This is a genomic window from Streptomyces sp. TE5632 (assembly GCF_054061295.1).
The window spans coordinates 5,005,045-5,025,657 of record NZ_JBSSEA010000003.1 but is presented as its reverse complement, the minus strand read 5'-3'; the positions used below and the strand labels follow the sequence as shown (position 1 = coordinate 5,025,657).

At 68.7% G+C, this 20,613-nt stretch carries 19 protein-coding genes and 2 pseudogenes; 15 read left to right on the top strand and 6 right to left on the bottom strand.

Going from position 1 to position 20,613, the window contains the following annotated elements; genetic code table 11:
* Positions 1-46: 46 nt before the first annotated feature.
* The 11 genes from aceB (at position 47) to ACVW19_RS28120 (ending at position 12,350) form a co-directional block, all read left to right on the top strand.
* Complete coding sequence (aceB, locus tag ACVW19_RS28170) at positions 47-1,672, top strand: malate synthase A (RefSeq protein WP_457462837.1); 1,626 nt, start codon at positions 47-49, stop codon at positions 1,670-1,672.
* Between the two features lie 133 nt (positions 1,673-1,805).
* Positions 1,806-2,711, top strand: a complete 906-nt coding sequence (locus tag ACVW19_RS28165) for a LysR family transcriptional regulator (protein ID WP_457462835.1) — start codon at positions 1,806-1,808, stop codon at positions 2,709-2,711.
* A gap of 412 nt (positions 2,712-3,123) precedes the next feature.
* On the top strand, positions 3,124-4,698 hold the full coding sequence (locus ACVW19_RS28160) for a 4-hydroxyphenylacetate 3-hydroxylase N-terminal domain-containing protein (protein WP_457462834.1): 1,575 nt from the start codon (positions 3,124-3,126) through the stop codon (positions 4,696-4,698).
* Positions 4,699-4,797: 99 nt separating this feature from the next.
* On the top strand, positions 4,798-5,733 hold the full coding sequence (locus tag ACVW19_RS28155; protein WP_457462832.1) for a VOC family protein: 936 nt from the start codon (positions 4,798-4,800) through the stop codon (positions 5,731-5,733).
* A complete protein-coding gene (locus ACVW19_RS28150; protein WP_457462831.1) occupies positions 5,730-6,482 on the top strand; it encodes an RraA family protein in 753 nt (250 codons plus the stop codon). The genes ACVW19_RS28155 and ACVW19_RS28150 overlap by 4 nt, the downstream gene beginning before the upstream one ends.
* 3 nt (positions 6,483-6,485) lie before the next feature.
* Positions 6,486-6,917 (top strand): cupin domain-containing protein, encoded by a 432-nt coding sequence (locus tag ACVW19_RS28145; RefSeq protein WP_457462830.1) that lies wholly within the window; start codon positions 6,486-6,488, stop codon positions 6,915-6,917.
* 57 nt (positions 6,918-6,974) lie between these two features.
* Positions 6,975-8,525: an aldehyde dehydrogenase family protein gene (locus tag ACVW19_RS28140; RefSeq protein WP_457462828.1), complete on the top strand. Its 1,551-nt coding sequence runs from the start codon at positions 6,975-6,977 to the stop codon at positions 8,523-8,525.
* An 11-nt stretch (positions 8,526-8,536) separates the two neighbouring features.
* On the top strand, positions 8,537-8,938 hold the full coding sequence (locus ACVW19_RS28135; protein ID WP_457462827.1) for a RidA family protein: 402 nt from the start codon (positions 8,537-8,539) through the stop codon (positions 8,936-8,938).
* A 162-nt stretch (positions 8,939-9,100) separates the two neighbouring features.
* Positions 9,101-10,474: a cytosine permease gene (locus ACVW19_RS28130; protein WP_457462825.1), complete on the top strand. Its 1,374-nt coding sequence runs from the start codon at positions 9,101-9,103 to the stop codon at positions 10,472-10,474.
* Positions 10,475-10,563: 89 nt separating this feature from the next.
* A complete protein-coding gene (locus ACVW19_RS28125) occupies positions 10,564-11,163 on the top strand; it encodes a flavin reductase family protein (protein ID WP_457462823.1) in 600 nt (199 codons plus the stop codon).
* Positions 11,160-12,350, top strand: a complete 1,191-nt coding sequence (locus ACVW19_RS28120) for an acyl-CoA dehydrogenase family protein (RefSeq protein WP_457462821.1) — start codon at positions 11,160-11,162, stop codon at positions 12,348-12,350. The genes ACVW19_RS28125 and ACVW19_RS28120 overlap by 4 nt, the downstream gene beginning before the upstream one ends.
* 39 nt (positions 12,351-12,389) lie before the next feature.
* Here the strand turns inward: ACVW19_RS28120 and ACVW19_RS28115 are convergent, their stop codons facing one another.
* Both ACVW19_RS28115 and ACVW19_RS28110 read right to left on the bottom strand, forming a co-directional pair.
* Positions 12,390-13,316: a HipA family kinase gene (locus tag ACVW19_RS28115; RefSeq protein WP_457462820.1), complete on the bottom strand. Its 927-nt coding sequence runs from the start codon at positions 13,314-13,316 to the stop codon at positions 12,390-12,392.
* Positions 13,317-13,465: 149 nt separating this feature from the next.
* Positions 13,466-13,582 (bottom strand): hypothetical protein, encoded by a 117-nt coding sequence (locus ACVW19_RS28110; RefSeq protein ID WP_457464811.1) that lies wholly within the window; start codon positions 13,580-13,582, stop codon positions 13,466-13,468.
* Between the two features lie 125 nt (positions 13,583-13,707).
* Here ACVW19_RS28110 and ACVW19_RS28105 point away from each other — a divergent pair.
* A pseudogene (locus tag ACVW19_RS28105) lies at positions 13,708-13,848 on the top strand (VOC family protein); the annotation flags it as partial.
* Between the two features lie 49 nt (positions 13,849-13,897).
* Entirely contained in the window at positions 13,898-14,113 is a 216-nt protein-coding gene (locus ACVW19_RS28100; RefSeq protein ID WP_457462818.1) for a hypothetical protein, read from the top strand.
* Positions 14,114-14,117: 4 nt separating this feature from the next.
* Here the strand turns inward: ACVW19_RS28100 and ACVW19_RS28095 are convergent, their stop codons facing one another.
* From ACVW19_RS28095 to ACVW19_RS28080, 4 genes and pseudogenes are all read right to left on the bottom strand, one after another.
* Positions 14,118-14,414 carry an NAD-binding protein gene (locus ACVW19_RS28095; RefSeq protein WP_457464809.1) on the bottom strand — a complete coding sequence of 99 codons (297 nt, stop codon included), beginning with the start codon at positions 14,412-14,414 and terminating at the stop codon, positions 14,118-14,120.
* A gap of 90 nt (positions 14,415-14,504) precedes the next feature.
* A pseudogene (locus ACVW19_RS28090) lies at positions 14,505-14,840 on the bottom strand (NAD(P)-binding domain-containing protein); the annotation flags it as partial.
* 37 nt (positions 14,841-14,877) lie between these two features.
* Positions 14,878-16,002 carry a hypothetical protein gene (locus tag ACVW19_RS28085; RefSeq protein ID WP_457462816.1) on the bottom strand — a complete coding sequence of 375 codons (1,125 nt, stop codon included), beginning with the start codon at positions 16,000-16,002 and terminating at the stop codon, positions 14,878-14,880.
* Positions 16,003-16,914: 912 nt separating this feature from the next.
* Positions 16,915-18,177: a MalY/PatB family protein gene (locus tag ACVW19_RS28080; RefSeq protein ID WP_457462815.1), complete on the bottom strand. Its 1,263-nt coding sequence runs from the start codon at positions 18,175-18,177 to the stop codon at positions 16,915-16,917.
* 387 nt (positions 18,178-18,564) lie between these two features.
* Between ACVW19_RS28080 and ACVW19_RS28075 the strand changes: the two genes are divergently transcribed.
* Positions 18,565-18,780 carry a hypothetical protein gene (locus ACVW19_RS28075; RefSeq protein WP_457462814.1) on the top strand — a complete coding sequence of 72 codons (216 nt, stop codon included), beginning with the start codon at positions 18,565-18,567 and terminating at the stop codon, positions 18,778-18,780.
* A gap of 647 nt (positions 18,781-19,427) precedes the next feature.
* Positions 19,428-20,612: a substrate-binding domain-containing protein gene (locus ACVW19_RS28070; protein ID WP_457462812.1), complete on the top strand. Its 1,185-nt coding sequence runs from the start codon at positions 19,428-19,430 to the stop codon at positions 20,610-20,612.
* Position 20,613 lies beyond the last annotated feature (1 nt).

The window sequence follows — 20,613 nt, the reverse complement described above, 5'->3', positions numbered from 1 at the left end:
CTACTATCCACTGCCCAGAGCGCCCGCCCGAAGGAAGTGACAGCTGATGTCCGCACCAGCGCCGTCCCCGCTGGCCATCGTCGACGCCGAACCCCTGCCCGGGCAGGAGGAGGTCCTCACCGAGGCGGCACTCGCCTTCGTGGCCGAGCTGCACCGGCGGTTCACTCCCCGGCGAGACGAACTCCTCGCCCGCCGCGCGGAGCGCCGTGCCGAGATCGCCCGCACCTCCACGCTCGACTTCCTCCCGGAGACGGCGGCCGTCCGCGCGGACGACTCCTGGAGGGTGGCCCCGGCCCCCGAGGCCCTGAACGACCGACGCGTCGAGATCACCGGCCCCACCGACCGCAAGATGACCATCAACGCCCTCAATTCGGGCGCGAAGGTCTGGCTCGCGGACTTCGAGGACGCCTCGGCTCCCACCTGGGAGAACGTGATCCTCGGCCAGCTCAACCTGATCAACGCCTACACCCGGACCATCGACTTCACCGACGCGGTGTCCGGCAAGTCCTACGCCCTGCGCCCGGCCGAGGAGCTGGCGACGGTCGTCATGCGCCCGCGCGGCTGGCACCTGGACGAGCGACACCTCTCCGCCCCGGACGGCACCCGGGTACCCGGTGCCCTGGTCGACTTCGGGCTGTACTTCTTCCACAACGCCCAGCGTCTCCTCGACCTCGGCAAGGGCCCGTACTTCTACCTCCCGAAGACGGAGTCCCACCTGGAAGCCCGACTGTGGAACGACGTGTTCGTCTTCGCGCAGGACCACCTGGGCATCCCCCGGGGCACCGTCCGCGCCACCGTCCTCATCGAGACGATCACGGCCGCGTACGAGATGGAGGAGATCCTCTACGAACTGCGCGACCACGCCTCGGGGTTGAACGCGGGACGCTGGGACTATCTGTTCTCCATCGTCAAGAACTTCCGTGACGGCGGCGCCAGGTTCGTCCTCCCGGACCGCAACGCGGTCACGATGACGGCCCCGTTCATGCGGGCGTACACCGAACTCCTCGTGCGTACCTGCCACAAGCGGGGCGCGCACGCGATCGGCGGCATGGCGGCCTTCATCCCGTCCCGCCGGGACCCGGAGGTCAACAAGGTCGCGTTCGAGAAGGTCCGCGCCGACAAGGACCGCGAGGCGAACGACGGTTTCGACGGCTCCTGGGTCGCCCACCCGGACCTGGTCCCGATCGCCATGGAGTCCTTCGACCGGGTGCTGGGCGACAAGCCGAACCAGAAGGACCGGCTGCGCGAGGACGTCGACGTCAGCGCCGCCGACCTGCTCGCGATCGACTCCCTGGAGGCCGAGCCGACGTACGCGGGCCTGGTCAACGCCGTCCAGGTCGGTATCCGCTACATCGAGGCCTGGCTGCGCGGCACGGGTGCGGTCGCCATCTTCAACCTGATGGAGGACGCGGCCACCGCCGAGATCTCCCGCTCCCAGATCTGGCAGTGGATCAACGCGGGTGTCGTCCTCGACAACGGCGAGCGGGTCACCGCGGAGCTGGCCCGCAGGGTCGCCGCCGAGGAACTGGCGGACATCCGCACCGAGACCGGCGACGAGGCCTTCGCGGCGGGCCACTGGCAGCAGGCCCACGACCTGCTCCTGAAGGTCTCCCTCGACGAGGACTACGCCGACTTCCTCACCCTGCCGGCGTACGAGCAACTCCAGGGCTGACGCCCGCCGCGCCCGTGGCCCCGGGAGACCCCCGGGGCCACACCATTTGACCGACCTGTCCAGCCTTCTCCGACTTCTCCGATTCCATGGGCGATGTGTTGACATTCACCTGAAGCCATGAAATGCAGACGGCATGGATTTTCGCCAACTCGAATACTTCAGGGCCGTCGTCGAGGCCGGCTCGGTTTCACGGGCCGCCAAGAATCTGAACATGACACAGCCACCGGTGAGTCACGCCATCGCGAAGCTGGAGCGGGAGCTCGGCGTGCGCCTCCTCGAGCGGACCGCGAAGGGCGTCCACCCCACCCCGGCCGGGCTCCACCTGTTGTCCAGGGGTGAGCGTCTGCTCGCCGACCGGAATCGAGTGGTCGAGACGCTGAAGCTGATGGGAGAGGGAGCGGCCGGGGATCTGCGCATCGGCGTGGAACCCATGGTCATCAACGAAATCATCGCCGACGTCCTCGCCGAGTTCCTCGAACAGGCTCCCCGCGCGCGCGTGAGCCTGGCCGACGTCACTCCCGATGTCATCGTGAGGGGAATCCGGCGGGGTGAACTGGACATGGGTTGCGTCCCGTTTCCCCCCGCGCAATTCTCCGGGTTCGTCGCGGACAGCTGCGACTGGTCCACCATTATCGATATCGACATCAAGCTGGCCGTGCCGAAATATCGCGCAAAAGAACAGCACCCCGACGGCAAAGGGTGGGGCCGCTGGATTCTCCCGTCCCCGATTCCCGCTTTCGCGGGAATGCCCGACGCCGCGGAGAAAGCCCTGTCGGCCGACGACTCCTTCGAAGTCATCGAGGTCTCCACACCACAGACCGCGCTCGCTTTCGTCGCCGCGGGACTGGGTGTGGCACCGGTGACCGAGCGCATGGCCGGCAAAAGCGACGCAGTGGCCCTCCTCGATCCTCCGCGATGGCTCAGACCCATGCAGGCGACACTCCTGTGGAAACGCGGGGCCGAGATCACGCCACTGATGGAGCGGTGGCTGCAGGCAACGCGCATCGTCGCCGAGCACCGCCGCACACTCGGACGGTGAGCAAGCCATACACGCGACTTCGCACCCCTCCATGGAGCCCTGTATGGAAAGGGAGGGGAAGTCCAGCAAAAAGCCTTGTGAACCACGATGAATTCCATGTGACGCGCATCACACCAAGGTGTCCTCGGCTTGCCCCCCGGAACCCTCACCGACGCTTGAAATGCCTGGTCAGAGGTGGTTCTCGGATCGCTCTCCAGTCGACGGACAGGCCGTCGGCCGATACCTCCGAGCACCCTTGCCTTCTTCCCGCCTCTCTTGCCCCGCGTTACCGGCCGTGCCAGCCTTCCCGGCAATTCGACGGCGTAGACAGCTTCGGATCGAGAGGGAGAACCTCGCGATCGCTGCTCTCGTCCTGGCTGCACGAACCGAGGGATTGACCCGGTTCCGCGCACGAAAAGAAGGGGCCCGGTCAATGACGACTGGAAACGCGAATCAGTCCGTCCACAGCCCTGCCGGCCGTGAGTATCTCCCCTTTACCGGGGATGAGTACCTCGAGAGCCTCAATGACGGCCGCGAGGTCTGGATCTACGGGGAGCGGGTGGAGAACATCGCGGAGCACCCCGCCTTCCGCAACTCCGCCCGCATGATCGCGCGTATGTACGACGCCCTGCACGACCCGGCGCGCAAGGACGTCCTCACCGCGCCCACGGAGTGGGGAGGCTTCACCCACCGCTTCTACCAGGCACCCAAGAGCGTCGAGGAGCAGGTGGCCTCCCGCGACGCCATCGCCGAGTGGCAGAAGATCGCCTGGGGCTGGATGGGCCGCTCCCCCGACTACAAGGGCTGTTTCCTCGGCACCCTCGGCGCCAACGCCGAGTTCTACCGCGGGTTCGAGGACAACGCGCGCGCCTGGTACCGCAAGGCCCAGGAGAAGACGTGGTACATCAACCACGCCATCATGAACCCGCCGGTGGACCGCGGCCTCGGTGCGGACGCGGGCAAGGACGTGTTCATCCGGGTCACCAAGGAGATCGACGCCGGCTTCTACGTCTCGGGCGCCAAGGTGGTGGCCACCGGATCGGCCCTGACGCACTACACCTTCGTCGGTCACGTCGGCCAGGTCGCCGTCCAGGACCCCGCCTTCTCACCGGTGTTCATCACGCCCACCAGCGCCCCCGGTGTGAAGCTGATCTGCCGTACGTCCAACGAGTACCGCGCGGCGGTGCTGGGCAGCCCCTTCGACTACCCGCTGTCGAGCCGGCTGGACGAGAACGACGCGATCCTGGTCCTCGACAACGTGTTCGTCCCCTGGGAGAACGCGTTCATCCACAACGACCTGGAACAGGCCAACAAGTACAACATCCACTCGGGCTACCTGGAGCGCGCCTCCCTGCACGGCTGCACCCGGTTCGCCGTCAAGATGGACTTCCTGGTCGGCATGCTGTCCCGCGCCCTCGACGTCACCGGAGCGGGCCAGTTCCACGGCGTCATGTCCCAGCTCGGCGAGGTCATCGCCTGGCGCAACACGTTCTGGGCGCTGTCGGACGCGATGGCCAAGAGCGCGGTGCCGTGGAAGGACGGCATGATCCAGCCCGACCCGCAGTTCGCCGGCGCCTACCGGGTGATGAACCAGCTGGCCATGCCGAAGATCAAGAACATCATCGAGCAGGTCGTGGCCAGCGGCCTGATCTACCTCAACTCCCACGCGAACGACTTCAGGACCCCCGAGATCCGCGGCTACCTGGACACCTACCTGCGCGGCACGGGAGGCATCGGCGCCGAGGAGCGCGTCAAGGTCATGAAGATGCTCTGGGACTCCATCGGCACGGAGTTCGGAGCCCGCCACGAGCTGTACGAGATCAACTACATCGGCAGCAACGACGTGACGCGTCAGACCAACCTGTTCGGCGCCCGGGGCAGCGGTCTCCTCGACTACTGCAGGGACTTCGCACAGAGCGCCATGGACGAGTACGACCTGGACGGCTGGACCGTGCCGGACCTGAAGGGCCCTGACGACGTCAGCGTCCTCAAGGCCCTCAAGGGCTGACCGCCTGCGCGGCTCCCGCCCGGAGCGGGAGCCCCGGCTCATCCGGCGGCGCCGGCTCCGTGCGCGCCGCCGCGCTCTCATCCACCACAGGAGGACCCCGTGGCTACGGCAATCGATGCTGCCCAAGTCACCTACGAGGCACCGGATCTCGAGGTGATGGAGAAGTTCCTGACCGCGTTCGGCATGGTGAAGGCCGAGGGCAGCGACGACCGGACCCTGTACATGCGGGGGACGGGCACCCAGCATCACATCCATGTGACCCGCAAGGCCGACAAGCAGCGCTTCATCGGTGCCTCGATCGAGGTGGCCGGCTACGACGACCTCGTCGAGCTCGCCGCGAAGCCGGGGTCCTCCCCGGTCCGGGAGTCGACGGAGCCCGGCGGCGGTCACGAGGTCTCGATGACCATGCCCGACGGCATCGAGATCCGGGCGGTCTGGGGCCGGCGGAAGGCCGAGCCGATCCCGGACCGCGCCCCCTTCACCATGAACAACATCCGCGACAAGAACCGGGTGAACGCCGCCGTCCGCCAGCCCGTGGCGCCGTGCACCGTCGCACGCCTGGGTCACTTCGTGCTCCATGTGAAGGACCACGACGCGTCGGTGGCCTGGCTGAACGAGCGCTTCAACTTCCTTCCCTCGGACTACTTCGTCCCGCCGGGTGAGGAGGGCCCCGTGGTCGGCACCTTCGTCCGGCTGGACCTGGGCGAGCAGCTGGTGGACCACCACTTCATGCTCGTCCTGCAGTCGGACTGGTCGGGCGTCCACCACAGCGCGTTCGAGGTCACCGACATGGACGCGGTGATGTCGTCGCACGACTACCTCCTCCAGCAGGGGTACACCCTCGACGTCGGAGTCGGCCGCCACCTGCTCGGCAGCCAGATCTTCGACTACTGGAAGGACCCGTTCGGCTTCCGCATCGAGCACTACACCGACGGCGACGTCGTCGACCACCGCCACCGGCCGACCAGGTTCAACGGCACGGCCGGCGACACCACCCAGTGGGGGAACCGCCCGCCCCTGGAGTTCTTCCGGTGACCGGCGCAGCGAGCACGGACCTCGCCCAGCCGCTGCCGGAGCGGGTCCGCGCACAACTGGCACAAGCGGGTTCGGCCACCGTGGCCAACATGCTGCTCCGGCGCGGCCTGCGGAACGTGATCATGAACGGCGTGCGGCCGCTGTCGGCCGGCCAGCCGCCGCTGGTGGGGCCTGCCTACACGCTGCGGTTCATCCCCGCACGCGAGGATCTCGACACCCTCGCCAACTACGCGAGCAGCGAGAACCTGCACCGGCGGGCGATGGAGGAGTGCCCGCCCGGCGCGGTCCTCGTGATCGACGCGTTCGGCTGCACGACGGCCGCGTCCATGGGCGACATGATGGCGGCGCGACTGAAGCAGCGCGGTGTGTCGGGCGTGGTCACCGACGGCGGTTACCGGGACTCGGCGGCCGTCAGGGAGACCGGCCTGCCGTGCTACCAGCGGGCCAACGCGCCCCGGGCCACCCCCATCGCCCTGCACCCGGTGGCGCTCGACGAACCCGTCGGCTGCGGCGGGGTGGCGGTCTACCCGGGGGACGTGGTGCTGGGCGACAGCGACGGCGTCGCGGTCATCCCCCGGGAACTGGCCGCCGAGGTCGCCGCGGAGGCCGCCGACGCCGCCGCGTACGAGGAGTTCGCGGCACTGGAGATCCAACGCGGCCGGTCCCTCTTCGGGCTCTTCCCCGCCACGCCCGAAAGCCGCCAGGAATACGACACGTGGGTGGCCGCCGGCCGCCCCGGACGGGAGTGAACCATGAACATCAACCCCGAGACCGTGAAGTCGCTCGAGGTCCTGATCCACGCCGCGGACCTCGAGGCCCTCAGGGACGAGGACTGGATCGACTACCCCGACTACGGGTTCCGTCAGTACTTCCTCCACAAGAACCCGGACACCGGAGCCAGCATCGCCCTGCTCGAGTACGAGAAGGGCGGCACCATCCCGACCAAGCACACGCACGCCTCGAACCAGTTCATGTACTGCCTCGAGGGCGACTACGAGTACACCGACTCCGGCCTCCGGCTGCGTCCGGGCTCCTTCTACATGAACCCGAAGGACCACCCGCACGGCCCGACGCTGGCGCACGAGCGCAGCGTGCTGATCGAGATCTACGACGGCCCGCACTACTACGAGAAGCCCGAGTACCACACGGACGAGACGATCGGGGACTTCCTTGCCAAGGAGTGAGGTATCGGCCCGCCCGACGTGTTTCTGCCGAACCCGCGACGTTGATGGGAAGCGATGATGAGCGAAACCACCAAGACTCTGTTCGACACCGACAAGGTGCTCGCCGAATTCGGCCTGGACCAGGTGCACTCCGGTACCTACGGGGACTCGATCGGCTGGGGCACCACCGAGGGGCGGCCGGTCATCGAGGCGCAGTGTCCCGCCGACGGGGAGGTCGTGGGCCGGATCGCGGCCTCGGACGGACAGGACTACGAGACGCTCGTGGCCGCCGCCGTCGAGACCCAGAAGCGCTGGCGGATGGTGCCGCCGCCGCGGCGTGGTGAATTCGTGCGCCGGATCGGCCAGTTGATCGAGGAGAACCTGGAGGGCCTGGCCGCGGTCGTCTCGCTGGACACCGGCAAGTCGACGATGGAGGCCAAGGGCGAGCTCCGCGAAGCAGTCGACATGTCGACGCTGGCCGCCGGCCAGGCGCGGATGATGTACGGCTTCACCCAGCAGTCCCAGCGGGTCGAGCACCGCATGTACGACCAGTGGCTGCCGCTGGGCGTCGTCGGGCTGATCAGCGCGTACAACTTCCCGGCCGCCGTGTGGGCGCAGAACGGGTTCCTCTCCGCGATCGCCGGCAACACGGTGGTCTGGAAGCCGAGCCCGAAGGTGCCGCTGACCGCGATCGCCGTACAGAAGCTGGTCAACAAGGCGGCGGCGGAGATGGGTTGCGAGGGCGTGTTCTCCCTGTTCATCCCGGACGACAACGCCGTCGCCGAGACGATGGTCGCCGACACCCGTGTGGCCATGATCTCGTTCACCGGTTCGACGACGGTGGGCCGCAAGGTCGCCGACGTCGTCGGCTCGACGCTGGGCCGCCGGTACCAGTTGGAGTGCTCGGGCAACAACGGCTGCATCGTCGACGAGACCGCCGACCTGGAACTCGCCGCCAGGGCACTGACGTTCGGCGTGGTCGGCACGACGGGCCAGCGCTGCACGAGCACCCGCCGGATCATCGCCCACGCGAGCATCGCGGACGAGTTGGTCGAGCTGCTGAAGAAGGCCTTCGACCAGATCACCGTCGGTGACCCGCGCGACCCGGACACCGTGGTCGGCCCGCTGATCGACCGGCAGGCGGTGGAGGACTACCAAAAGGTCCTCGCCGGCGCCGAACGCGAGGGAGCCACCGTGGTGTACGGCGGCAACGTGCTCGACCGCCCCGGTCTGTACGTCGAGCCGGCCATCGTCACGGGTGTCGAGCCGCACTTCGAGATCGCCCAGTCGGAGACCTTCGTGCCGATCGTCTCCGTGCTGACCTACGACGATCTCGAGGAGGCCATCGAGATCCACAACGGCGTCGCCCAGGGTCTCGCCTCGGGCATGCACAGCACGAACCTGACCAACATCGAGACGTTCCTCTCCGCCCGCGGCAGTGACTGCGGCATCGTCCGGATCAACATGGGCACCACGGGCGCCGACGTCGGTTCCGCGTTCGGCGGCGAGAAGGAGACCGGGGGCGGCCGCACCGCCGGCTCGGACGCGTGGAAGGGCTTCATGCGCCGTCAGAGCGTCTGCGTGAACTGGGGCGGGACCTCCGCCTGGGACAACCGGATCGACCTGTGAGGACCACAGCAATGAAGAAGCAGCGTTTCGTCTCCGACGCCGTGCGCGAGCCGGCGGACAAGATGTGGTCGAACTGCCTGCGGGTCGACGACCTGATCATGATCTCCGGAATGACCGCGCGCGGACAGGACGGGGTGAGCGTCCTCGGCGACACCGCCTACGACCAGGCCAAGGTCGTTTTCCAGAAGATCAGGGATCTGGTCGAGGCGGCCGGCGCGGTCATGGACGACATCGTCAAGATGACGATCTTCGTCACGGACATGGGGGACAACGCCGGGGTGTGGAAGGCCCGTCAGGAGTTCTTCTCCGGCGACTTCCCGGCGTGCTCCCTGGTCGAGGTCTCCGCTCTCGCCAAGCCGGAGATCCTGCTCGAGATCGAGGCCGTCGCGGTGGCCGGCTGCAGCGTCGACTGAGCGCCCTCAGCGACTTGAAGCGCGCGTCCCACTGTGGAAAGCCGCCGTGGGCGCCATCTCTCTCATGGGGTAGGCACTGTGTCCTCACAAACCAGAAATCCCAGATCCACCGATTCTGCACTGGCGACCGCTGCGGAAGACCATGCCCTGGTCAGCGTGCCGATGACGGAGCGGAGGAGCGGCTACCAGCTCTCCCTCAGCCCGGTCAGCGTCGCCACCGCCCTCGTCATCTTCGCCATCGCGGGCTTCACCGTCGTCCTGGCCGGCTTCGCCATCGGCATGCTCGTCGGTGTCCTCGTCGCGGCCTTCGCCGTGTTCCTCGGCAAGGCCCTCGGCCGGATGGCCTTCGAAACCGGCATGTCGAGCACCATCACCTCCCGGTTCTTCGGATTCGGTTTCATGGGCTCGTCGATCGGCTCGATCATCTTCGCGTTCATGATCCTCGGCTTCCTGGCCATGGAGTCCGCCCTGCTCTACCAGGGCACGCTGCTGATGTTCGACCTGCCCGACTCCTGGCCGATGCGCATCCTCATCTACGGCCTCATGACGCTGGCGTGGATCGCTCTGGCCATCTTCGGCCTCAAACTCGCACTGCAGGCGTCGGCCGCCCTGACGGTGATCACGCTCCTGGTCACGATCTACATGATCGTGCACATCTACGTGATCCAGGGCGCCAACCCGATGGACGTGTTCACCTACGACGGTGTCGTCCCCGGCGGTTTCTGGCCGAAGGCCGAAGCCGCGATCGGAGTCATGGGCGCCACGGCGGGAACCATCGCCCTGGTCACCACGGACTTCGCCCGGTACTGCCGCACGCGCCGCGACGTGACGGTGCTGGCCGCCTCCGGTCCGATCACCCAGAACGTCATCATGACCGTCCTGGGATCGCTCGTCGTCATCGGCGGCATGCCCGAGGTCATCGACTACCTCATGGCCCACGACGCGGACCTGAGCCAGGAAGCGGCCGCCGCCGCGGGCAGCACGTACGTCATGGAGAACACGGGTGCCTTCTTCGTCGTCTTCGCCGGCTGGATGGGCTTCATCACCATCTACGCCGCCCAGGCGAAGGCGCAGGCCATCAACGCCTACTCGGGCTCGCTGTCGCTGGTCAACCTGATCGACTCCCTCACCGGGTGGAAGCCGGGCCGGGCGGCGATGGTGGTGATCGGAAACGTCATCGCCCTGGTGATGATCGCCGCCGGCATCCTGGAGCAGTTCGCCGCCTACCTGGCGTACCTGGGTTCCATGACGCTCGGCATGTGCGGCGTGATGATCGCGGACTACTACCTGGTGCGGCGCGCGCGATACGACCGGGACACGCACCGGGTGGAGAAGTGGAACTGGGCCGGCGTCATCACGCTGGTGCTGTCCGCCGCGGTCGGCACGGTTCTGATGGCCACCGACGTCTTCGCCCTCGGCTTCCTGGTGTCGTTCGTACTGGCCCTGGCCGCCTACCCGGTCCTGCGGAGCCGGCTGCCCGAAGGCACCGGCACCACGTTCGTCGCGGGTGAGGAAGCCGTCGAAGAGGCCGTCTGACCCCGCCGGCGGCCACGGCCCCACGGCACGTGGCCGCCGGCCCACCCCGGCCCGCACGGGCCGAACCCACGATTTCCAGGAGGTTCGGGATGACCGACATCATGTGGGACTCCGAGATCTATGAGAAAGCCGCCGACGCGAAGACCCTCGCGTCGAGCGTCGCGACCCCATCGCTCGCCGATCCCCGCCTGCTTCGCAACACCCTGGGCAACTTCGCCACGGGCGTCGTCGTGCTCACGTACCGGTCCGGCGACAGCTACTACGGCGTCACCGTGAACTCCTTCACCTCGGTGTCCCTGGATCCGCCACTGGTGCTGATCTCGATGCAGCGGACCTCGCGGGCCCTGACCTATCTGCTCGAGCGGCCCTTCGCGGTCAACGTCCTCGGCGACAACCAGCTCGACACCGCCCTCCACTTCGCGGGCAAGCCGCAGGACGCCCACCTCATCGAGTGGGTCGACGACGACACCGCTCCGCGGATCAACGGTTCGCTGGCGTACTTCCAGTGCACTCCGTGGGCGGGCTACGACGGTGGGGACCATGTCCTGGTCCTCGGGCGCGTGATGTCCTACGGCCAGCAGGACGACACCAACCCCCTGCTCTTCTACCGCGGTCAGTGGAGCGCCCTGGCCCGGGAGACCGAGACCGCCACCGGCGGCGGTGCGCGGTCGGAGAGGAGCCGGTCATGACGGTCCGGACACGGGAGAACGAGGACTTCTCCGGGCTGCTGAAGCAACTGGACGAGATCTACCCCCTGTTGCAGGGCGAGGCCGCGGACAGCGAGCGCCTGCGGCGTCCGACTCCGGTGGTGCAGGACGCGCTTCGCGACAGCGGAGTCTTCAGGTTGATGGTGCCGGCCGAACTCGGCGGTACGGAGGCGTCTCCCCTGCAGATCCTGCAGGTGATGGAGAAGCTGTCGCACGCCGACGCCTCGCTGGGGTGGCTGGTGCGCGCCGTGGCGAGCGAGACGGCGGCCGCGGCCACGTACCTGGGCGACGAGGCGGTGGCCGAACTCTTCACCAAGGACACGTTCCCCCTGGTGGCGGGGCAGTCCACCTCGTTCACCGGCCGGGCCGTACGGGAGGACGGCGGCTACCGGGTGAGCGGGGTCTGGCAGTTCGCGGCCGGGGTGTCCATGGCCACGCACCTCAATCTCGCAGTGACGGTCCAGGGGACGGGAGAGAGGCTGGTCTGCCTGGTCCCCCGCGCCGCCCTGCGGATCAGCGACAACTGGGACATGCTCGGGCTGCGGGCGACGGCGAGCCTCGACTACCGGGCGGAAGACCTGCTGATCAAGGACGCCTACGTCTTCCGTCCCGGTCCAGAGCACGCCCGGCGGAGCCGTTCCCTGCACGGCCTGAGTCCCGCTCTGCTGGCCGGTCTGCATCAGGCGGCCTGGTCCCAGGGGGTCGGGCGGCGCATGCTCGACGAACTGCGCGAGCTGACACAGCGCAAGGACCCCGCGGCGGGGTCCCCGGTCACCAGTGACGAGTTCTTCGCGGAGTACGCACGGCACTTCTCGCACGTCCGGGGCACCATGGCACTGCTGCGCGAGACCTGGCGCGACAACGAGTCGACGCTCGCGGCCGAGGCCCCACTGGACGACGAGCAGGAGACGATGTCGCGGCTCGCGTGCAGCCTCGCCTCCCGGACCGCGGTGGAGATCAGCCAGTTCGTGCACCGTTTCGCGGGTGCGCAGGTCATGCGGGACGGCACGTTGCAGCGCTTCTTCCGCGACAGCCACGCCGGAAGCCAGCACCGGGGCTCCTCGCACATCGTGACGCAGAAGTGCGGCCGGATGCTGTCGGGCACCCTGCCCGCCGGGTCGCACTGGGGATTCTTCGACCTCGTCGTCCCCGAACAGGCGACGGCCTGAGAGGGGACGCGGGGTACGAGGAGGGAGAGGACCCGGCCCTCATCCCGGCCGTGCTCCCAGATGCACCGACCAGTCCTGTGCCGCCTCCGGCTTGCCGTGCAGGTCGGGGACGCGCTTGAGCCAGTCCGGGCGGCCCTGCCGGGTCCGGGCCGCCCGGCGGGCGTTCTCCTCGGCCAGTTCCTCCGCGACGGGGAAGTCGGTCGGCAGCCACGCCGGGGAGGCCCGCACGCGCGCGTGGAGATACGCCACGTACGCCTCGCGGGCCGCGTCGGGCGTGGCGAAGTCCGGGTCGTCGGCCAGCCAGGCGTCGGGCACCTCGGCGGTGATGGCCCGCAGCAGTTCCTCGGTCACCCGGGGAGCCAGTTCGACGTCGGCGGCGCGGACGTCGGGCGCGTAGCCGCCGAGGGCGTGGTGGCGGAAGTCGTACGCCTTCGCCGGGTCGGAGGCGGCCCAGCGGTGGTGGAAGACGAGCGCGGCCCCGTGATCGATGAGCCACAGGCGCGGCGGGGCGACGCCGAGCGTCGGCCAGACCATCAGATTGGAGCTGTGCGTGGTCCGGTCCACGTTCACCGTGAGCGCGTCGAGCCAGACGATCCGCCCGGCCTCCACCGGATCGACGGGGAAGACCTCGGCGACCTCGGGCGTGAAGTCCCGCGCGCCCGGCAGGTAGTCCATGCCGAGGTTGATCCCGGCGCTGACGGAGTGCAGCTCCCGAACCTCCTGGTGGGGCTCGCTGTCGGCGATCGCCGGGTCGAAGTGGACCAGGACCAGCTCCGGAAAACGCAGTCCCAGGGCACGGGCCAGCTCACCGACGATCACCTCGGCGACCAACGCCTTGCGCCCCTGCGCGGATCCCGTGAACTTCACGACGTACGTGCCGAGGTCGTCGGCCTCGAAGATCCCGGGCACGGAGCCACCGGACCGCAGGGGTGCGATGTAACGGGTTGCGGTGACCTCGGTCAGCATTTCGCCAGGCTACGCGATCCCCTGCCCTCGCAATCCATGACCTCCCCAAGATCCCGTGTTCCGGGGAGTCGGCCACGATCAGTCCTGGGGAGGATCTGGGGAGTCTCGGTCGGCGCACTGATCTCCCTGCTCCCCGAACAGTCCGTCGATCACGGTGCGCCCCTTGCTTCCGGCTTGAAGTGAGCGTAGTGACCGAGCGTGATGGCCGGCGAGGAATGCCCGAGCCGTCGCGCCAACGTCACCACGGACTCACCCGCCTCCAGCATGATCGAGGCATAGGTGTGACGCAGTACATGGAAGCCGTCCTTCGGCGCCGCCTCCCACGGGGCCTCCCCCAGGGCCGGGCCCTTCACGTCGAAGACAAACCGCGGTCGAGCAGCCGGCCATCGACGCGACCCGACACGGCTGGCATCTGACGTTCCCCGACCGGCATCCGCACGCCGGCGGCGCGCAGCGCCATGCCGCCTCTCTGGAGAACGACGACGGCTTCGAGATCGAACTCGTCGCGATCAACCCAGCACGACGAAACTGAGACGTTTTCCGCTTGCCTGACGTGAGCTGTCGGTTCGGCCGGTAGAGGCATGAACAGCGCCTGGCGGCGGGAGGGAAGCGGGCGATTCGTTCCACTCTTGTCGCTCGTGGAGGTGCCTGTGCCGTCGGTGATCGGTCTGCTGGAAGCCCGTGAGAAGAAGGTCCGCGAAGAAGTCACGCGACTTCGAAAGGACGCAGAACGCGTGCCGGCCGCGCTGGATGCCGCCGGCCTCGACCAGCGACGACGTCCCGCCCATCTGCCGTGAGGGCCTACTCCGCCTCGACGCCCAGGACCTCACGGGCGGCGAGGATCTGCCCCTCGACATCGCCGTCCAGGTCCGTCACGGGGAGGCGCTGAAGCTCGGTACGGAGCAGCCCGACGTCCTTGAGCAGGAGGTCGTACGCGACATCCTTGATGTTGTCGCTCATCCAGCTCTGCCCTGTGGAAACCGCGAGGACCTCGGCCAGTTTGTCCGCCGGTACACCGTGCGCGTCCGCCAGGTTCAGGATCTGGGCCGTGGCGGTCAGGTTGTAGGTGGCCAGTGCGTTGTTGAGCAGCTTCACCATGGCGGGCTGGCCGTACTCGGGCAGACGGAAGACATGTCCGGCCAGGTCGGCGAGCAGTCCCTCCTCGTCGTCGGTCGGCGCCGGGCCGGCCAGGAAGATGCTCATGGTGCCACCGCGCGCGCCGGCCGGTCCGCCCGAGACGGGGGACTCGAAGATCCGCCAGTTGTCGTTGCCCAGGGCGGCGATCCTCCTGGCGTCGGTCGGGGTCAGCGTCGTGTTGACGAAGATGCTGAGCGTCCTGCCGCCGGTTGCGTCGTTCAAGCCGTGGAACACGGCCTCGACCTGGTGGGCCAGGCGTACGGCGATGTGGACGGACGTGACCTCGCCCCAGGGGACCGCGGCCAGCTCGGATCCGGAGAAGGGCGAGCCCGACTCCTGCGCCCACTCGGCGACGCGCGCGGTGTCGAGGTCGTAGCCGTAGACCTCGCGGCCCTTCTCGGACCCTGCTGGGCCTGTACGGTGCTCAGCGGCCGACCGTCTCCGCGGACACCGTGGTGGACCGCTCGATCAGGCCGTGGATCTTTTGGTCACCGTACGCGTCCATGGGCGTGGAGTAGTCACCGACGGCCCAGAAGGCACCGGAGCTGTCGGCCGGTGCCAGGTCGTAGAAGGTGTAGGACGGCCACCGGGTGTCGCCGTCGGGTGCCAACGCTCCGGCTTCCTTGGTCCAGGTGGTGCCGTCGTAGTGCCAGAAGACCGGCTCCGCACGGGCGGGTTCGACCTTGTCGTTGCCAGTGACCCACAGCCCGCCACGGCCGTCGGGAACGATCGCGTGGAGGTAGAGGTCGGTCAGCTCTCCGGTGACGTCCTCCCACGCGGTGCCGTTCCAGTGGGCGACGCCCGGTACGGGCGGGTTGGCACCGTCGTCGGCCCATCCGGCGACGTAGACGCTGTCCGGTGACACGGCGGCGATCTTGGCGGTGTCCGTACCGGCGCGTACGGGTGGTTCGTCCATCAGCGTCCAAGTGGTGCCGTCCCAGTGGTAGGTCACCGGTTTGCCCCCTTCCACCGGGTACCGCATGCCGGTGGCGTAGGCGTCGTTCGCCGAGAGAGCGTCGATGTCCCTGATGTCCACCAGCGGAGGAAGCTCGAAGGTCTGCCAGGCACCGTCGGAGTAGGTGTAGAGCGCGTTTCCGCCCTTGAAGAGGCGTCCGGGGACGGCATCGATCGGTACCTCGGGCCAGGAGTCGTCGGCGGGGCCGACCGTGGGAACGCTGCTCCAGCGTTCTCCGTCGTAGTGCACGAGCCTCTGATCCCTGCCCACCGTGCCGTAAGCCCAGACATCGTCCGCAGACACCGCGCTGACCGATGACCACTGCCAGACATCGGGAAGCCCCGGCGCGGTGTCCTTGCTCCACTTCGCGCCGTCCCAGCGCATGATGACGCCCCGGCTTCCCTTCCTCCCCACCGCCCATGCCAGATCTTCATCGACGGAGGAGACGGACATGAGGGACTCGGCAGGGCTCTCGCCGGAGAGGGAGATCTCCCAGCCGGTTGCCGGTGCCGCGGTGGCTCCGCCGGCCGTCAGCACCATGGAGGCGAGAGCCAGTGAGGCGACCACAGCGCGTGTGAGGTGCCGTATGAGCATTGATGAGCGTCCTTCGGATCAGAGAGTCGGTCAGCGCCTCCCGGACGGCGCGTGCGGCGCACTTCCGGTCGGCTGCAAGGCCAGACCAACGGCGGCGTCGGATGGTTGTAAGGCCTGCTCAACTGAACTTGGCTTGCTGTCAAGCAAGTTGCACGCTTCTTGCACCACGTACGGAAGGAGGGGTTGCGGCTCCTTCGCCGGTCCCCAGCCATCCGGGTACTCGTGCACCGCGGCACGAACGCGGTGATTTCGCCTTTCTTTCCGGGGACCTGACGCTGGTTCAGCGCGACGTGTTCGCCGTGGGTGACGGCGGCAACCAGGTGCACGGCCCGTCTGGTGACGGTGCGCGAGCCGCACAGGGTCTTGCCGTCGACTGCGACGGCGCACGGGTCGTCCTGCGCGAGATCGGCGTCCCCCGACGGCGCGGCAGGGCTTCTGTGATCCGCCGCCTTGTCCTCCAAGCTCCGACCCCCGTCATCGCGCGGGCCTCGGCCGGTACGGCAAGATCGCCACCCGCCTCGTCACGGAAGCCGGCAGAACCCGGAGCCGATAGGCCCCGGCGACCACACGCGGTGAGTGCGCCCAGGTTCCGGGTTCGGCACTCCGCATGCTCGCAAGGTCAGCCGGCACGTGCGATCTGGCGAGGTGGGCGAGAGCGCCTGGTAGGGCGTGGCCTTGTCGGCCGGGAACAGCCTGCCGGCGCGGATCACGCAGAGCCCGTCCTGCGGGAGTCACCCGCTCGAGGCTCGGGCCGGCCCACCGGCGTCATCGCTTTACGGGGTCGATCCGCCGGGCCCGGGCCCGGCGGAGGGGCCGCCGGGGTGTGCTGCGGGCCTGCCGGACTCATTGCCGGGGTGGCGCGGCCGGTCTCGGAGGTCCGCTGTGCGACGCCGGGTCCGGCACCGGCCGGCATCAGGTGCGGGGTGCTCGGTCGAGGCCGGCGAGCGCGCGTCCCATGCGCGCGAGCGCCTGGCGCAGGATCGCCGGTGAGGTCGCGAAGTTGAGGCGTACGCAGCCGGCGCCGCCGGTGCCGAAGACGTGCCCGGAGCTGAGCGCGACGCGAGCCTCGTCCAGGAACATCCTCGCCGGTCCGGCGAGGTCGCTGACGACGCCCGGACCGTCGGCCGGTTGGTCGTCGTGCAGTGCCAGCCCGGTGCAGTCCAGCCAGGCGAGGTAGGTGGCCTGGGGCGGAACGTACCCCACGCCGGGGAGATGTTCGTCGATCAGCTTGCCCAGCAGGCTCCGGTTGTCGTCGAGTCCGAGCAGGAGTTCGTCGAGCCAGTCGGTGCCGTCGCGGAACGCCGCGGTGTGGGCGAGGACGCCCAGGTGGCTGGGGCCGTGGCCGACCTCTTCGGGCATACGCCGAAGATCGTCCGCGGCTTCGGTGCCGGCGATGGCCACGGCGGCCTTGAGACCGGCCAGGTTCCACGCCTTGGACGCGGAGGTCAGGGCGAACCCGTTCTCGGAGCCGGGAACGCTGAGAAACGGTGTGAAGACGGCTCCCGGCAGCACCAGCGGGGCGTGGATCTCGTCGGATACCACCCGGACACCGTGCCGGCGGGCGAGCGCGGCGATCGCTTCGAGTTCCGCGCGGGTGTGGACGACGCCGGTCGGGTTGTGCGGGTTGCTCATCAGGAATGCCGCGCGGCGGCCGTGGCGCCGTGCGCGTATGAACGCCTCCTCGAGGCCGGCGAGGTCGACCCGCAGGTCGGGGCCGAGGCGGGCCTCGATGACGTCCCGGCCGTCGTGCGCGACGAACGCGTAGAACGGCGGGTAGACGGGTGAGCAGACGACGACCGCGTCGCCGGGGCCGGTGACGAGGCGGAGGATCTCGACGATGCCCAGCATGACGTCGGGCACGATCGCGGTGTTCTCCACCCGCAGGCCGTCCCACTTCCAGCGCCCGGCGGCGAAGCCGGCGAGCGCCTCGGCGTAGGCGGTGCCGTACGGGTATCCGGTGTCTCCCAGCTCGACGGCCCGGTGCAGCGTGTCGGCGACGGCGGGTGCCAGGGGGACGTCCATCTCCGCCACCCAGAGCGGGAGGACGTCCTCGGGGTGCGTGCGCCACTTCATGCTGCTGCGCTGCCGCAACTCCTCCAGGGACAGCCGGACCAGCGGATCGGTGCGGCCGCCGTCCCCGGGCTCGGAGGGTGAGTGGTGCGTGACCTCGCTCATGCGGAGCTCCCCTCGCCCGGGAGAACCGGGCCTGTGTGGTGCCGGTGTGATCGTCCTGCTGGACGGTACCCCGTTTCCACCGTGTACCGGCCAGGAGATCTGACGGGGCGAGTGGTTGCCGGACCGACTGCCCGGTGGACGCCCGGCAGCCGGTGTGGTCGGCTCTCCCGGACCGGTCGGCCGGCGAGCCGGTGCCACCGTGTCCGGCAGCCGCACCCGCGTCCCGGGTCCGCCGGCTCCACGCGGGACGGGTGGCGCGGTCCTCCGGGACCGGAACCGAGGGACAGGACCGAACCGATGACCCGGTCGGGGCCCAGGATGCCGGGGAACTCGCGCAGGTCCGGCTCCGCCGCTTCCCTCCGGCCCGACCAGCAAGGCACCTCGTAAGTGAGATCCTCCCACGGCCCCGCCACGACCTTCGCCGCGTTCGACGATGGGAACCTGCTCACCCACGGCGGGCTGGGTCCGGCGGTCCGCCTGGCCGAGCTGTGCGGCCTGCCCGGTCTGGTCCGGGAGAAGGTCCTCCCGACCGAACGCCGGTCCGGGCAGGACGGCTTCACACGACTTTTCACCGCACTGCATGCGCCACCGCGCCCCGCCTGACGCGCCTTGACCGACTCGCCCGCAAAGGCCCGAGAGCGATGAACATGGTGAAAAGCCGGGCGGACCAGCGGCCGTCACACGCCCGAACCCACGGATCACCCATCGAGCGACTCCGACGCCCTCGGAATGATCACGTCGGAATCAAGCCGGTGGCCCAGGGCTCAGTCACCACCGAAAATGCGCCAGGGCCTGCTCAACGGCAGATCTGCTGATCAAGGAGAGACGCCAGATGAGCGAGACCGTTGTCGGGACCGGGACGGTGGAGGAGCCACCCCCGGTCCGTCGTCATCGCCGACGACGGCTGCCCCTGATCACCTCACCGCCACCGACAGATGCCACCAATAGGCGCCACCGATAGTCGCCACAGACATAACCGGACAGTGCCACATGGGGGCGAGCCACATTGTGGCGTCCAGTTCGTCATCGCCGACGACGGCTGCCCCTGATCACCTCACCGCCACCGACAGATGCCACCAATAGGCGCCACCGATAGTTGCCACAGACATAACCGGACAGTGCCACATGGGGGTGAGCCACATTGTGGCGCCCAGGTGGCGTGAAACACACTGCCCGGACGTCGCTCAGGAATCGAATCCGTGATGGACCCCTGGGGCGTATCCGTCGTCGCATTGAGGAGCCGTACGGCCATGCGTAGATCCGTTCTTCTTCCCGCCACCGTGGCCGCGATCGCCGCCGCGTTCACCGCTGCGTGCTCCAGCCCGGGCAGCAGCACCGCCTCCGAGTCGAAGGAGGTGGAGGTCGCCCTCATCACCTCCACCAGCGGGCCGCTTGCCTCCTACGGCGAGCAGTACCTGCAAGGCTTCGAAGCCGGCCTCGACCACGCCACCGAAGGTACCGGTGCCGTCGACGGCATCAAGGTCACCGTGCTGAAGGACGACGACGCCGGTGATCCGGCCAAGGGCGTCTCCCTGGCCAAGAAGCACATCGGCCAGGGAGTTCCGATCATCGCCGGCACCGCGGCCTCCGGGGTGGCCACCCAGATCGCCCCGGTGGCGGCGCAGAACAAGACGCTGTACATCAGCGGGCCCGCGGCCACCGACGCGGTCACCGGCGTCAACCGCTACACCTTCCGCTCCGGACGTCAGACCTACCAGGACGTGACGACCGCCAAGCACATCCTGGGCGACTCCCAGGGCAAAAAGGTCGTCGTCCTGGCCCAGGACAGCGCCTTCGGGCAGGCCAACGCCGAGGCCGTCAAGTCCGTGCTGGGCACCGACGGCACCACGGTGACCTCGGTGCTGGCGCCGCCCAGCGCCACTGATCTGACCCCCGTGGCAAGCAAGGTCAAGGCGGCCAAGCCGGACATGGTCTTCGTCGCCTGGGCGGGAGACACCGCCCAGGCGATGTGGTCCACCCTGGACCAGCAGGGCGTGCTGGATGCCGCCACCGTCGTCACCGGCCTGGACATCCGGGCCAGTTACCCGGTCTTCGGCAAGGCCCGCGAGAAGGTCACCCTGCTGGCCCACTACGTGCCCGAGGCCACCAGCACGCCGGAGGCCGAGGCCATGCGAGCGTACTTCGCGAAGAAGAAGTGGGACGAGGACCTGTTCTCGCCGGACGGCTTCAACGCCGCCCAGATGGTCGTCGAGGCCATCAAGGCCGGTGGAGCGGACGGGGACACCGACGCCATGATCAAGGCCCTGGAGGGCCTCACCTTCTCCGGGGTCAAGGGGAAGAACACCGTGCGGGCGGGCGACCACGCACTGCTGCAGCCCACCTTCCAGGCGAAGTTCGCCTCGGCCGACCACCCGGAGGTGTCGAAGACCTTCCCCGCCGAACAGGTCGCGCCCGCCGAGAAGAAGATCGGCTGAC

Excerpts from the sequence above, each read along its gene's own strand:
- ACVW19_RS28125 (WP_457462823.1), top strand. The coding sequence starts at position 10,564 with ATGACCGACATCATGTGGGACTCCGAGATCTATGAGAAAGCCGCCGAC.
- ACVW19_RS28095 (WP_457464809.1), bottom strand. The coding sequence starts at position 14,414 with ATGGTGAAGCTGCTCAACAACGCACTGGCCACCTACAACCTGACCGCC.
- aceB (WP_457462837.1), top strand. The coding sequence starts at position 47 with ATGTCCGCACCAGCGCCGTCCCCGCTGGCCATCGTCGACGCCGAACCC.
- ACVW19_RS28080 (WP_457462815.1), bottom strand. The coding sequence starts at position 18,177 with ATGAGCGAGGTCACGCACCACTCACCCTCCGAGCCCGGGGACGGCGGC.
- ACVW19_RS28110 (WP_457464811.1), bottom strand. The coding sequence starts at position 13,582 with ATGCTGGAGGCGGGTGAGTCCGTGGTGACGTTGGCGCGACGGCTCGGG.
- ACVW19_RS28100 (WP_457462818.1), top strand. The coding sequence starts at position 13,898 with ATGAACAGCGCCTGGCGGCGGGAGGGAAGCGGGCGATTCGTTCCACTC.
- ACVW19_RS28165 (WP_457462835.1), top strand. The coding sequence starts at position 1,806 with ATGGATTTTCGCCAACTCGAATACTTCAGGGCCGTCGTCGAGGCCGGC.
- ACVW19_RS28160 (WP_457462834.1), top strand. The coding sequence starts at position 3,124 with ATGACGACTGGAAACGCGAATCAGTCCGTCCACAGCCCTGCCGGCCGT.
- ACVW19_RS28115 (WP_457462820.1), bottom strand. The coding sequence starts at position 13,316 with ATGCTGACCGAGGTCACCGCAACCCGTTACATCGCACCCCTGCGGTCC.
- ACVW19_RS28140 (WP_457462828.1), top strand. The coding sequence starts at position 6,975 with ATGAGCGAAACCACCAAGACTCTGTTCGACACCGACAAGGTGCTCGCC.
- ACVW19_RS28070 (WP_457462812.1), top strand. The coding sequence starts at position 19,428 with ATGCGTAGATCCGTTCTTCTTCCCGCCACCGTGGCCGCGATCGCCGCC.
- ACVW19_RS28135 (WP_457462827.1), top strand. The coding sequence starts at position 8,537 with ATGAAGAAGCAGCGTTTCGTCTCCGACGCCGTGCGCGAGCCGGCGGAC.
- ACVW19_RS28120 (WP_457462821.1), top strand. The coding sequence starts at position 11,160 with ATGACGGTCCGGACACGGGAGAACGAGGACTTCTCCGGGCTGCTGAAG.
- ACVW19_RS28085 (WP_457462816.1), bottom strand. The coding sequence starts at position 16,002 with ATGCTCATACGGCACCTCACACGCGCTGTGGTCGCCTCACTGGCTCTC.
- ACVW19_RS28130 (WP_457462825.1), top strand. The coding sequence starts at position 9,101 with ATGACGGAGCGGAGGAGCGGCTACCAGCTCTCCCTCAGCCCGGTCAGC.
- ACVW19_RS28145 (WP_457462830.1), top strand. The coding sequence starts at position 6,486 with ATGAACATCAACCCCGAGACCGTGAAGTCGCTCGAGGTCCTGATCCAC.